Source organism: Enterobacter cloacae complex sp. SHL001, from assembly GCF_049236825.1.
GTDB lineage: Bacteria > Pseudomonadota > Gammaproteobacteria > Enterobacterales > Enterobacteriaceae > Enterobacter > Enterobacter hormaechei_C.
Window position 1 is genome coordinate 17,093 of record NZ_JBMKIP010000014.1, and the last position, 11,923, is coordinate 29,015.

Below are 11,923 nucleotides of genomic sequence, written 5' to 3' on the forward strand. Positions count from 1 at the left end.
CTCAGCCCCCTGCGATAACCTGAAACAGCAGGATCTGGTCGCCCTCATTGACCTGCTGATGTTCCCACAGCTCGCGCGGCAGGATCTGTTGATTGAGCGCCAGCGCCGTTCCCGGCTTCAGCTGGCGCAGCATGTCGAGCAGGGCGGCAACGGTGAGATCGTCGTCGCACGTCATCGGCTCATCGTTAAACAGAATGCGCATTGCGGCCTCCGCATACCGGGCAGTGGCTGGCACGGTTTAACGCCAGATGACGCCAGCCGCTGGAGCGGGCGTCGAACAGCCGCAGCGTGTTGCGTTCTGTCTCCATGCCGCTGAGCAACTTGATGGCCTCCAGCGCCTGAAGAGTACCCATCACGCCCACCACCGGGCCCAGAATGCCTGCCGTGCGGCAGTTACGCTCCGGTTCAGCCTCGTCCGGCCACAGGCAGCGGTAGCAGCCCTGTGCCCACGGCGGCGTAAGCACCATTATTTGCCCACCGAAACCGACCGCGCTGGCGGTGATCAGCGGCGTGTTCTGCGCAACACAGGCCGCGTTGATGGCCTGACGTGTCGCCATATTGTCCGTACAGTCCAGCACCACGTCGGCAAGGGCCACTTCGCATTGCAGATCTTCCCCGCTCAGCCGCGTCTGGAGTGCGACCAGTTCGATATCGGGGTTAAGCTGGTTCAGCCGCTGGCTCGTAACGTGCGCTTTAGGCTGGTTGATATCTTCTGTCGTAAAGAGAATTTGCCGTTGCAGATTGCTGAGATGTACCTCGTCGTCATCGGCCAGCACCAGCGTGCCCACGCCCGCGCCGGCCAGATACAGCGCGGCGGGGGTGCCTAATCCGCCCAGACCGACAATCAGTACCCGGCTGGCGAGCAGCTTTTGCTGCCCCTCGATGGCGATATCCTCCAGCAGGATCTGGCGGCTGTAACGCATAAAATCACGATCTTTCATCACCTGCTCCTGCCAGTTGTAAAAGCTGCGCGGTGGCGGCCTGCCAGTCTGCCGCCTGGGTGATAGCGCTGACGACGGCGATACTGCCGACGCCGGTCTCCAGCACCGCGGGCGCACGTTCAAGGCTGATCCCGCCGATGGCAACGGTGGGGTAATCGGCAAGGCGCTTAACGTGGGCCGCCAGCTGCGTCAAACCCTGTGGAGCGGACGGCATCTGTTTGGTTTGCGTTGGGAAAACGTGCCCGAGCGCGATGTAAGAGGGGCGGGCCGCCAGCGCCACGTCGATCTCCATATCATCGTGGGTAGAAACGCCCAGCCGCAGACCGGCGTCACGGATCGCGTTGAGATCGGTCGTTTCCAGATCTTCCTGTCCCAGATGCACGCCGTACGCCTGGTGTTTAACCGCCAGCCGCCAGTAGTCGTTGATAAACAGGCGGGCGTGGTAGCGACGTCCCAGCGCGATAGCGGCGATCACCTCGACCTCCACCTCTTCATCGCGTTTATCCTTGATGCGTAGCTGGATCGTGCGAACGCCTGCCTCCAGCAGGCGAGCGATCCACGCCACGCTGTCCACCACCGGGTAAAGCCCTAAGCGGAAGGGCACGGAGGGGAAATCGGGCTGGTACATTACGCCTCCTCCTTTTTGAGGTAGATTTCGCCGCCTTTCGCGCGGAAGGTTTCCGACATGTCCGCCATGCCGACTTCAATGGTCTGCGCGGCGGCGTAATCGCGTACTTCCTGGCTGATCTTCATCGAGCAGAATTTAGGTCCGCACATGGAGCAGAAGTGCGCAACTTTGCCCGATTCCTGCGGCAGGGTTTCGTCGTGATAGGCGCGGGCGGTGAACGGATCGAGGGCCAGGTTAAACTGGTCTTCCCAGCGGAATTCAAAGCGCGCTTTGGACATGGCGTTGTCGCGAATTTGCGCGCCCGGATGGCCTTTCGCCAGATCCGCCGCGTGGGCGGCAATCTTGTAGGTGATCAGCCCCTGCTTCACGTCCTCTTTGTTTGGCAGCCCGAGGTGCTCTTTCGGCGTCACGTAGCAGAGCATGGCGCAGCCGAACCAGCCGATCATCGCCGCGCCAATGCCTGACGTGAAGTGGTCGTAGCCCGGCGCAATATCGGTGGTCAACGGCCCCAGGGTGTAGAACGGTGCTTCGTGGCAGTGCTCCAGCTCCTCGGTCATGTTGCGACGGATCATCTGCATCGGCACATGGCCCGGGCCTTCAATCATCACCTGCACGTCGTACTCCCAGGCGATTTTGGTCAGCTCGCCCAGCGTGTGCAGCTCGGCAAACTGCGCCTCGTCGTTAGCATCGCGGATGGAGCCAGGACGCAGGCCGTCGCCCAGCGACAGGGAGACGTCGTACGCGGCGCAAATTTCGCAGATTTCGCGGAAGTGTTCGTAGAGGAAGTTTTCCTGATGATGGGAAAGGCACCATTTAGCCATAATCGAACCGCCGCGTGAGACGATACCGGTCAGACGTTTCGCCGTCATCGGCACGTAGCGCAGCAGCACGCCCGCGTGGATGGTGAAGTAGTCCACGCCCTGCTCGGCCTGCTCCAGCAGCGTGTCGCGGAACGCTTCCCAGGTGAGGTTTTCGGCGATGCCGTTGACCTTCTCCAGCGCCTGATAAATCGGGACGGTGCCAATCGGCACCGGGCTGTTACGCAGGATCCACTCGCGGGTTTCGTGAATATAGCGGCCCGTGGAAAGGTCCATCACCGTGTCCGCGCCCCAGCGCGTCGACCAGACCAGCTTTTCCACCTCTTCTTCGATGGATGACGTCACCGCTGAGTTGCCGATGTTGGCGTTGACCTTCACCAGGAAGTTGCGGCCGATAATCATCGGCTCGGATTCCGGGTGGTTGATGTTGGCGGGGATAATGGCGCGCCCGGCGGCCACTTCGTCACGCACAAATTCCGGCGTGATGTTTTCCGGCAGGCGAGCGCCAAACCCTTCACCAGGATGCTGGTGGCGCAGCACTTCGCTGCGGATGCGCTCGCGGCCCATGTTTTCGCGGATGGCGATGAACTCCATCTCCGGCGTGACGATACCCTGGCGCGCGTAGTGCAGCTGGGTGACGCATTTGCCCGCTTTAGCGCGTTTCGGCGTCAGCAGGCCGGTAAAGCGCAGCTCGTCCAGACCGTCGTCGGCCAGGCGCGCGTTGGTATACGCCGAGCTGCGCACGCTCAGTTCTTCGCAGTCGTTACGGGCGTCAATCCACGGCTGGCGCAGTTTTGCCAGACCCTGCTGTACGTTGATAGCAACAGAAGGGTCGCCGTACGGGCCGGAGGTGTCGTATACCGGCACGGCTTCGTTGTCTTCAAACTGCGGGTTTTCTTTGCTGCCGCCGATAAGCGTCGGGCTGAGCTGGATTTCGCGCATCGGCACGCGGATATCAGCCTGTGAGCCGGAAATGTAGATGCGTTTCGAGTTCGGGAAAGCGGTGCCTTCCAGGGTGTCGATGAAGCGTTGGGCGTGTTCGCGCTGTTCGCGGCGGGTCAGTTTTGCAGTAGACATAGCTCATTCCAGATGTGAAGGACATGGCTTGTCAGACGACGGATGAAGCAAGAGAAGATCGCCTCAGGGGCGATACAACAGCAGTGTGACTCTTGTTCCCTTCGCAGGTATTAACCTGATCAGGTTCCGCGGATCCCGAATTAACGGTCTCAGCCCGTGCTTTCACACTGGGCACTCCGACAAGAAAAATCCCCCTCGTGAGAGGGGCGAATGGTTGTAAATTACTCGTTAACGATTAAGAACTCAAGCAGGACGCGCAACGTTATCGCTGGTGCTGATATTCAGGTTGTTGTCCAGCACGAGGGCGGTGAGCTTGTCTTCCAGCGTGAATCGCTCTTCCAGCGCTTCGCCAAGGTCGGAAAGCGCCTGCTGAAACTCAAGATAGTTATCGTGATCGATAGCGTTCTCTAGCGTGGAATCGTAGTAGTCCATGATCTGCTGGGTGTTGGCTTCCAGCAGCGGACAGAGTTTGCTGGCCGCTAAATACGGCGTTGTCCCTTCCATTTCGCGGATAATGCGTTCATAAAGGTTGAAATGGCCGTCGGAAAGGTAGTCGACCAGGCTCTGACAGAAGTCGTCCAGCGCTTTTTCATTCAGCCGCATAAAGGATTCTTTGCCAGGCTTAAGACCAACCAGATTGTAATACGCCACGAGTAGATGCTTGCGCACATGTAGCCAGCGATCCACCAGGGTGTTACTTCCTCCAACGCGCTCAGTCAGGCTTTCCAGCTGGTTTAACATGGTCGACTCCATAAGGTTTAGAATGGGATCTGCTTATCCAAAATGTAACCATAATGCTAACAACATGTCAGTGAAGCGAAGGTAGTGCAATAGATATGGATCGTATTATTGAAAAATCAGATCTGGGTTGGTGGATCGTCAGTCACGAACAAAAATTATGGCTGCCCGGTGGGGAGATACCCTACGGTGCGGCAGACATCTTCGATCTCGTCGGCCAACCGGCGCTGCGGATCGGCGAGTGGCAGGGCGATCCGGTATGGTTGATCCAACAGGCTCGTCGTCAGGATATGGGCTCCGTTCGTCAGGTGTTGGATCGGGATGTCGGCCTGTTCCAGCTGGCGGGGCGCGGCGTGCAGCTGGCGGAGTTTTACCGCTCGCACAAATACTGCGGCTACTGCGGCCATACCATGCACCCGAGCAAAACCGAGTGGGCAATGCTCTGCGGCCACTGCCGTGAACGCTACTACCCGCAAATCGCACCGTGCATCATTGTCGCCATCCGCCGTGATGATTCCATCCTGCTGGCGCAACATACCCGTCATCGCAACGGCATTCACACCGTCCTCGCCGGGTTCGTGGAAGTCGGCGAAACGCTGGAACAGGCGGTGGCGCGCGAGGTGATGGAGGAGAGCGGCATTAAGGTGAAAAACCTGCGCTATGTGACGTCGCAGCCGTGGCCGTTCCCGATGTCCCTGATGACCGCGTTTATGGCGGAATACGACAGCGGCGAGATTGTTATTGATCAGAAAGAGCTGCTGGAGGCGAACTGGTATCGCTACGACGATTTACCGCTGCTGCCCCCACCGGGAACGGTGGCGCGTCGCCTGATAGAAGATACCGTGGCAATGTGTCGGGCCGAGTATGAGTAGTGTTACACTGACGGACTGACGCAATAAGGAACTGCAAAATGACCGAACTGAAGAACGATCGTTATCTGCGTGCGCTGCTGCGCCAGCCCGTTGATGTCACCCCGGTGTGGATGATGCGCCAGGCGGGACGCTATCTGCCAGAGTACAAAGCCACGCGCGCGCAGGCAGGCGATTTTATGTCGCTGTGCAAAAACGCCGAGCTGGCCTGTGAAGTGACGCTCCAGCCGCTGCGCCGCTTCCCGCTCGATGCCGCCATTCTTTTTTCGGACATTCTCACCATTCCGGATGCGATGGGCCTTGGGCTCTATTTCGAAACCGGAGAAGGCCCGCGTTTTACCTCTCCGATCAAAAGCAAAGCTGACGTTGATAAGCTGCCGATCCCCGATCCTGAAGGCGAGCTGGGCTATGTGATGAACGCCGTGCGCACCATTCGCCGCGAACTGAAAGGCGACGTGCCGCTGATAGGCTTCTCCGGTAGTCCGTGGACGCTGGCCACCTACATGGTGGAAGGCGGCAGCAGCAAAGCCTTTACCGTCATCAAAAAGATGATGTACGCCGAGCCGCTGGCCCTGCATGCCCTGCTCGACAAGCTGGCGAAGAGCGTCACGCTCTATCTCAACGCGCAGATTAAAGCCGGCGCGCAGTCGGTGATGATTTTCGACACCTGGGGCGGCGTGCTGACCGGGCGTGATTATCAGCAGTTCTCCCTGTACTACATGCACAAAATCGTCGATGGCCTGCTCCGTGAAAACGACGGTCGCCGCGTGCCGGTAACGCTGTTCACGAAAGGCGGCGGCCAATGGCTGGAAGCGATGGCGGCCACCGGCTGCGACGCGCTGGGCCTCGACTGGACCACCGATATTGCCGATGCGCGCCGTCGCGTGGGCGACAAAGTGGCGCTACAGGGCAACATGGACCCGTCCATGCTCTATGCTCAGCCTGCCCGCATCGAAGAGGAAGTGTCGACTATACTGTCTGGTTTCGGCCAGGGTGAAGGCCACGTCTTTAACCTCGGCCACGGCATTCATCAGGATGTGCCGCCTGAACACGCAGGCGTATTTGTGGAGGCGGTGCATCGGCTTTCTGCCCAGTATCACAAGTAAGGAGTGGTTATGGATCTCGCGTCGCTACGCGCTCAGCAAATCGAACTGGCTTCATCGGTGATCCGCGAGGATCGTCTGGATAAGGATCCCCCGCAGTACATTGGCGGGGCGGACGTCGGGTTTGAGCAGGGCGGTGAAGTGACGCGGGCGGCGATGGTGGTGCTGAAATACCCGTCGCTGGAGCTGGTGGAGTACAAGGTGGCGCGTATCGCCACCACCATGCCCTATATTCCCGGCTTTCTCTCCTTCCGCGAATATCCCGCGCTGCTGGCCGCGTGGGAGCAACTCTCGCAAAAACCCGATCTGCTGTTTGTTGATGGGCATGGTATCTCCCATCCGCGTCGCTTAGGCGTCGCCAGCCACTTTGGTCTGCTGGTGGACGTGCCGACCATCGGCGTAGCGAAAAAACGCCTGTGCGGCGCGTTTGAGCCGCTCTCTGCCGAACCGGGCGCACTGGCGCCGCTTATCCATAAAGGCGAGCAGCTGGCGTGGGTCTGGCGCAGTAAAGCGCGCTGCAACCCGTTGTTTATCGCCACCGGGCATCGGGTCAGCATGGATAGCGCACTGGCGTGGGTGCAACGCTGTATGAAGGGCTACCGTTTACCGGAGCCAACCCGCTGGGCTGACGCCGTGGCCTCTTCACGTCCGGCATTCATTCGTTGGCAGGAAATTCAGCCGTGATTCAGGTAAACTGCGGCTAATTTTCGATTCGAGACATCATCATGTTACAAAACCCGATTCATCTGCGCCTTGAGAAGCTGGAAAGCTGGCAGCACGTGACGTTTATGGCTTGCCTGTGCGAGCGCATGTATCCCAACTATGCCGCGTTCTGCAAGCAGACGGCGTTTGGCGAAGGCCAGATTTATCGTCGTATCCTGGATTTAATCTGGGAGACGCTGACGGTCAAAGATGCGAAGGTAAATTTTGACTCTCAGCTCGAAAAGCTGGAAGAGGCTATTCCGGCTGCGGATGATTTCGACCTGTATGGCGTCTACCCGGCCATTGATGCCTGTGTGGCGTTGAGCGAGCTGATCCACTCCCGTCTGAGCGGTGAAACCCTGGAACACGCCATTGAAGTCAGCAAGGCATCCATTACCACCGTTGCGATGCTGGAAATGACCCAGGAAGGCCGTGAAATGACCGACGAGGAGCTGCGTGCTAACCCGGCGGTTGAACAGGAATGGGATATTCAGTGGGAAATTTTCCGTCTGCTGGCGGAGTGTGAAGAACGTGATATTGAGCTGATCAAAGGGCTTCGCGCGGACCTTCGCGAGGCCGGTGAGAGCAATATTGGTATAATTTTTAACCAATGAGACAACAAAACGTGATTTAACGCCTGTTTTGTCACTCCTCGACTCTTCCCTTTCGCCCCCCGTCTGGTCTACATTTGGGGGGCGAAAAAAAGTGGCTATCGGTGCGTGTATGCAGGAGAGTGCTTTTTTGGCATTTTCGTCGCACTCGATGCTTAGCAAGCGATAAACACATTGAAAGGATAACTTATGAACAAGACTCAACTGATTGATGTAATTGCGGACAAGGCTGATCTGTCTAAAGTGCAGGCTAAAGCTGCTCTGGAATCTACCCTGGCTGCTATTACTGAGTCTCTGAAAGAAGGCGATGCTGTACAACTGGTTGGTTTCGGTACCTTCAAAGTGAACCACCGCGCTGAGCGTACTGGCCGCAACCCGCAGACCGGTAAAGAAATCAAAATCGCCGCAGCTAACGTGCCGGCATTTGTTTCTGGTAAAGCACTGAAAGACGCAGTTAAGTAAGACGCGTGGCAGTGAACAGTTTTAACGAAGGGGCGGCAACGCCCCTTTTGTCATTCTGGCGTGGAACGCTCGCGCTGGCAGGCGTACTGTTGCTGTCTGCCTGTAGCCATGATTCCTCACTCCCCCCGTTTACCGCCAGCGGCTACGCTGACAACCAGGGTGCGGTCAGGATCTGGCGCAAAGATTCCAGCGATGAAGTCCATATGCTCACCGCATTCAGCCCGTGGCATAACGGCAACACCTCGACCGCAGAATACCGCTGGCAGGGCGATGCGCTGTCGCTCATTGAACTGAATATCTACAGTAAGACTCCCGAACACGTGAAGGTGCGTTTCGACGACCACGGCGAGCTGAGCTTTATGCAGCATGAGGTCAGTGGACTGAAACAGCAGCTTTCCAGCGATCAGGTCGCTCTCTACCGCTACCGTGCTGAACAACTCCGCCAGACCAGCGATGCGCTGCGTCAGGGCCGCGTGGTGCTGCGCCAGGGGCGCTGGCATGCCGACGGCACGGTGACCACCTGCGAAGGGCAGACGGTGAAGCCTGAGCTTGAATCCTGGGCAACCGAACACATTCAGCGTCGTCAGCGGCATTCATCTGTGGAGGTGAGTGTGGCATGGCTGGAAGCGCCGGAAGGCTCTCAGCTGTTGCTGGTGGCGAATGAAGATTTCTGCACCTGGCAGCCGACAGAGAAGAGTTTCTGACGTAAATCCCCTCTCCCTGTGGGAGAGGGTTAGGGTGAGGGGGAAATTACTCTCCCTGCTCCCGCGCAATGGCACGATAGCCGATATCCTGGCGGCTGAAGCTGCCATTCCAGTGAATATCCGCCATCAGCGCATAGGCGCGCTTCTGCGCCTCTGCCACGGTCTGGCCCAGCGCGGTCGCACACAGCACGCGACCGCCGTTGGTGAGCACGCGGTCGTCGTCAGAGAGCTTTGTACCGGCGTGGAACACCTTCGCACCGTCAATCTCTTCCAGCGGCAGGCCGTGGATCTCATCTCCGGTGTTGTAGCTACCCGGATAGCCACCCGCAGCAATCACCACACCTAAAGAGGCACGCTCGTCCCACTCGGAAGTTTTCTCGTACAGCTTGCCTTCGCACGCCGCCAGACACAGATCAACCAGATCGGACTTCATGCGCAGCATGATCGGCTGGGTTTCCGGATCGCCGAAGCGGCAGTTGAATTCAATCACCTTCGGGTTACCCTGCTTGTCGATCATCAGGCCTGCGTAAAGGAAACCGGTGTAGGTATTGCCTTCCGCAGCCATCCCCTTCACGGTTGGCCAGATGATGCGGTCCATGGTGCGCTGGTGTACTTCGTCAGTGACCACCGGAGCAGGGGAGTAAGCTCCCATCCCGCCGGTGTTTGGCCCCGTGTCGGCATTGCCTACGCGCTTGTGATCCTGGCTGGTCGCCATCGGCAGAACGTGCTCGCCGTCAACCATCACGATAAAGCTCGCTTCTTCGCCGTCGAGGAACTCTTCAATCACGATGCGGTGGCCCGCGTCGCCAAAGGCGTTACCCGCCAGCATATCCTGCACGGCGGCTTCCGCTTCTTCGAGGGTCATCGCCACGATAACGCCTTTCCCGGCAGCCAGGCCGTCGGCTTTGATCACAATCGGCGCGCCTTTTTCACGCAGGTAAGCCAGAGCAGGCTCTACCTCGGTGAAGTTCTGATATTCCGCCGTCGGGATGTTATGACGCGCGAGAAAATCTTTGGTGAAGGCTTTTGAGCCTTCCAGCTGCGCAGCCCCTTCCGTTGGGCCGAAAATTTTCAGGCCCGCGGCGCGGAAGGCATCTACAACGCCGATCACCAGCGGTGCTTCCGGGCCAACAATCGTCAGATCGATATTCTCGTTTTGGGCAAAGCTCAGCAGCGCCGGGATGTCGGTTACGCCGATGGCGACGTTCTGTAGTGCGGGCTCCAGCGCGGTCCCGGCGTTACCCGGTGCCACAAAGACGGTTTCAACCTGCGGAGACTGCGCTGCTTTCCACGCCAGGGCGTGCTCGCGCCCGCCGTTACCAATCACTAATACTTTCATTTTCTGCTCCGGGGATTAATGGCGGAAGTGGCGCATGTCGGTGAAGATCATTGCGATGCCATGCTCGTCGGCAGCGGCAATCACTTCGTCATCACGGATTGAACCGCCAGGCTGGATCACACAGGTGATGCCCACAGCAGCGGCCGCGTCGATACCGTCGCGGAACGGGAAGAAGGCGTCAGAGGCCATGGCGGAACCTTTGACTTCCAGACCTTCGTCACCTGCTTTAATACCCGCGATTTTCGCAGAGTAAACGCGGCTCATCTGGCCTGCGCCTATTCCGATGGTCATGTTCTCTTTGGCGTAGACGATGGCGTTGGATTTCACAAACTTCGCCACTTTCCAGCAGAACAGCGCGTCACGCAGTTCCTGCTCGGTTGGCTGACGTTTGGTGACGACACGCAGATCGGCTTCGCCCACCATACCCAGATCGCGGTCCTGAACCAGCAGCCCGCCGTTCACGCGCTTGAAGTCCAGGCCTGGAACGCGCTCTGCCCACTGGCCGCAAACCAGTACGCGCACGTTCTGTTTCGCCGCGGTGATTTTCAGCGCCTCTTCGGATGCTGATGGCGCGATGATCACTTCGACAAACTGACGGGAGATGATGGCCTGCGCGGTTTCCGCATCCAGCTCGCGGTTGAAGGCGATAATGCCGCCGAACGCGGAGGTCGGGTCGGTTTTGTAGGCGCGATCGTAAGCTTCCAGAATAGACGCACTTACCGCAACGCCGCATGGGTTGGCGTGCTTGACGATAACGCAGGCTGGCTCGCTGAACTCTTTCACGCATTCCAGCGCGGCGTCGGTATCGGCAATGTTGTTATAGGAGAGGGCTTTGCCCTGTACCTGCTGGGCAGTCGCTACAGAGGCTTCTTTTACCTCTTCTTCTATATAGAAGGCAGCCTGCTGGTGGCTGTTCTCGCCGTAACGCATATCCTGCTTCTTAATGAAGTTCAGGTTCAGCGTGCGCGGGAAGCGGCCAGATGGATCTTTGCTTTCACCGTGGTAGGCAGGTACCAGGCTACCGAAGTAGTTGGCGATCATGCTGTCGTAGGCGGCGGTATGCTCGAAGGCTTTGATGGCGAGATCGAAACGCGTTTCAAGCGTCAGGGACCCTTCGTTGGCATCCATCTCATTAATAATGGCGTTGTAGTCACTGCTCTTTACCACGATGGCCACATCTTTATGGTTCTTGGCTGCGGAGCGCACCATGGTCGGGCCGCCGATGTCGATATTCTCAACCGCGTCTTCCAGAGAACAGCCTTCGCGGGCAACGGTCTGGGCGAACGGGTAGAGGTTAACAACCACCATGTCGATGGGGGCAATATTGTGCTGCTCCATAATGCCGTCGTCCTGACCGCGACGGCCCAGAATACCGCCGTGCACTTTCGGGTGCAGGGTTTTGACGCGTCCATCCATCATTTCCGGGAAACCGGTGTAATCGGACACTTCGGTTACCGGCAGACCTTTATCTGCTAACAGGCGAGCGGTACCGCCTGTAGAAAGCAGCTCTACGCCACGTGCAGAAAGTGCCTGAGCGAATTCGACGATACCGGCTTTATCAGAAACACTGAGCAGAGCGCGGCGGACTGGACGACGTTGTTGCATGGTAAATCCCCTGGATTTCACGATTACAGAGAGCGTTAGATGAATTTTCCTGTAAAAAACTCATCTAACACACCTGACGAGGCATCCTTGTGAAGCGCGAGCATTTTAACGAAAACGTTTGCGCAACGCTCGCACATTTTTACTTTTTCGTATCATTGTGGATAAGTCTGTGCGTAAAAAGGTATAAGGCGGGGTTTTGCTGTGGAATGCAGCAGTCAGTCATTTTTCTGTCATTTAGCGGTTGCGGCCTGCGGAGAACTCCCTATAATGCGCCTCCATCGACACGGCGGATGTGAATCACTTCACAGATAACCCGGTCGGTTGAA

13 protein-coding genes and 1 riboswitch are annotated in these 11,923 nt (G+C 58.0%); of the genes, 6 read left to right on the forward strand and 7 right to left on the reverse strand.

All coding sequences use genetic code 11. The features are described 5' to 3' along the window. Nucleotide 1: 1 nt before the first annotated feature. From thiS to rsd, 5 genes are all read right to left on the reverse strand, one after another. On the reverse strand, nt 2-202 hold the full coding sequence (thiS, locus tag ACOTYH_RS21365; RefSeq protein WP_058701007.1) for a sulfur carrier protein ThiS: 201 nt from the start codon (nt 200-202) through the stop codon (nt 2-4). After that, complete coding sequence (thiF, locus tag ACOTYH_RS21370) at nt 186-941, reverse strand: thiazole biosynthesis adenylyltransferase ThiF (protein ID WP_058701006.1); 756 nt, start codon at nt 939-941, stop codon at nt 186-188. Before thiF ends, thiS begins: the two co-directional genes overlap by 17 nt. Further along, nucleotides 928-1,569, reverse strand: coding sequence for a thiamine phosphate synthase (gene thiE, locus ACOTYH_RS21375; protein WP_077580385.1), 642 nt, complete (start codon nt 1,567-1,569; stop codon nt 928-930). The genes thiF and thiE overlap by 14 nt, the downstream gene beginning before the upstream one ends. Continuing rightward, nucleotides 1,569-3,464, reverse strand: coding sequence for a phosphomethylpyrimidine synthase ThiC (thiC, locus tag ACOTYH_RS21380; RefSeq protein ID WP_033487987.1), 1,896 nt, complete (start codon nt 3,462-3,464; stop codon nt 1,569-1,571). Before thiC ends, thiE begins: the two co-directional genes overlap by 1 nt. Before the next feature lie 79 nt (nt 3,465-3,543). Next, nucleotides 3,544-3,653: riboswitch (TPP riboswitch) on the reverse strand. A 54-nt stretch (nt 3,654-3,707) separates the two neighbouring features. After that, on the reverse strand, nt 3,708-4,205 hold the full coding sequence (gene rsd / locus ACOTYH_RS21385) for a sigma D regulator (protein WP_421637888.1): 498 nt from the start codon (nt 4,203-4,205) through the stop codon (nt 3,708-3,710). Between the two features lie 95 nt (nt 4,206-4,300). Here rsd and nudC point away from each other — a divergent pair, with 95 nt between their 5' ends. The 6 genes from nudC (at nt 4,301) to ACOTYH_RS21415 (ending at nt 8,653) form a co-directional block, all read left to right on the forward strand. After that, nucleotides 4,301-5,074 (forward strand): NAD(+) diphosphatase, encoded by a 774-nt coding sequence (gene nudC / locus ACOTYH_RS21390; RefSeq protein WP_015569966.1) that lies wholly within the window; start codon nt 4,301-4,303, stop codon nt 5,072-5,074. A 38-nt stretch (nt 5,075-5,112) separates the two neighbouring features. After that, nucleotides 5,113-6,177, forward strand: coding sequence for a uroporphyrinogen decarboxylase (gene hemE, locus ACOTYH_RS21395; RefSeq protein ID WP_045340550.1), 1,065 nt, complete (start codon nt 5,113-5,115; stop codon nt 6,175-6,177). 9 nt (nt 6,178-6,186) lie between these two features. Further along, entirely contained in the window at nt 6,187-6,858 is a 672-nt protein-coding gene (gene nfi / locus ACOTYH_RS21400) for a deoxyribonuclease V (protein ID WP_010425928.1), read from the forward strand. 41 nt (nt 6,859-6,899) lie between these two features. Further along, on the forward strand, nt 6,900-7,490 hold the full coding sequence (locus tag ACOTYH_RS21405) for a YjaG family protein (protein WP_003862310.1): 591 nt from the start codon (nt 6,900-6,902) through the stop codon (nt 7,488-7,490). A 186-nt stretch (nt 7,491-7,676) separates the two neighbouring features. Beyond that, entirely contained in the window at nt 7,677-7,949 is a 273-nt protein-coding gene (gene hupA, locus ACOTYH_RS21410; protein WP_002445246.1) for a nucleoid-associated protein HU-alpha, read from the forward strand. Nucleotides 7,950-7,960: 11 nt separating this feature from the next. Then, nucleotides 7,961-8,653, forward strand: a complete 693-nt coding sequence (locus ACOTYH_RS21415; RefSeq protein WP_017384076.1) for a DUF1481 domain-containing protein — start codon at nt 7,961-7,963, stop codon at nt 8,651-8,653. A 46-nt stretch (nt 8,654-8,699) separates the two neighbouring features. Here the strand turns inward: ACOTYH_RS21415 and purD are convergent, their stop codons facing one another. Next, on the reverse strand, nt 8,700-9,992 hold the full coding sequence (purD, locus tag ACOTYH_RS21420; protein WP_131492906.1) for a phosphoribosylamine--glycine ligase: 1,293 nt from the start codon (nt 9,990-9,992) through the stop codon (nt 8,700-8,702). Between the two features lie 15 nt (nt 9,993-10,007). Next, a complete protein-coding gene (gene purH / locus ACOTYH_RS21425) occupies nt 10,008-11,597 on the reverse strand; it encodes a bifunctional phosphoribosylaminoimidazolecarboxamide formyltransferase/IMP cyclohydrolase (RefSeq protein WP_023295751.1) in 1,590 nt (529 codons plus the stop codon). Nucleotides 11,598-11,923 lie beyond the last annotated feature (326 nt).

Excerpts from the sequence above, each read along its gene's own strand:
- thiS (WP_058701007.1), bottom strand. The coding sequence starts at position 202 with ATGCGCATTCTGTTTAACGATGAGCCGATGACGTGCGACGACGATCTC.
- thiF (WP_058701006.1), bottom strand. The coding sequence starts at position 941 with ATGAAAGATCGTGATTTTATGCGTTACAGCCGCCAGATCCTGCTGGAG.
- thiE (WP_077580385.1), bottom strand. The coding sequence starts at position 1,569 with ATGTACCAGCCCGATTTCCCCTCCGTGCCCTTCCGCTTAGGGCTTTAC.
- thiC (WP_033487987.1), bottom strand. The coding sequence starts at position 3,464 with ATGTCTACTGCAAAACTGACCCGCCGCGAACAGCGCGAACACGCCCAA.
- rsd (WP_421637888.1), bottom strand. The coding sequence starts at position 4,205 with ATGTTAAACCAGCTGGAAAGCCTGACTGAGCGCGTTGGAGGAAGTAAC.
- nudC (WP_015569966.1), top strand. The coding sequence starts at position 4,301 with ATGGATCGTATTATTGAAAAATCAGATCTGGGTTGGTGGATCGTCAGT.
- hemE (WP_045340550.1), top strand. The coding sequence starts at position 5,113 with ATGACCGAACTGAAGAACGATCGTTATCTGCGTGCGCTGCTGCGCCAG.
- nfi (WP_010425928.1), top strand. The coding sequence starts at position 6,187 with ATGGATCTCGCGTCGCTACGCGCTCAGCAAATCGAACTGGCTTCATCG.
- ACOTYH_RS21405 (WP_003862310.1), top strand. The coding sequence starts at position 6,900 with ATGTTACAAAACCCGATTCATCTGCGCCTTGAGAAGCTGGAAAGCTGG.
- hupA (WP_002445246.1), top strand. The coding sequence starts at position 7,677 with ATGAACAAGACTCAACTGATTGATGTAATTGCGGACAAGGCTGATCTG.
- purD (WP_131492906.1), bottom strand. The coding sequence starts at position 9,992 with ATGAAAGTATTAGTGATTGGTAACGGCGGGCGCGAGCACGCCCTGGCG.
- purH (WP_023295751.1), bottom strand. The coding sequence starts at position 11,597 with ATGCAACAACGTCGTCCAGTCCGCCGCGCTCTGCTCAGTGTTTCTGAT.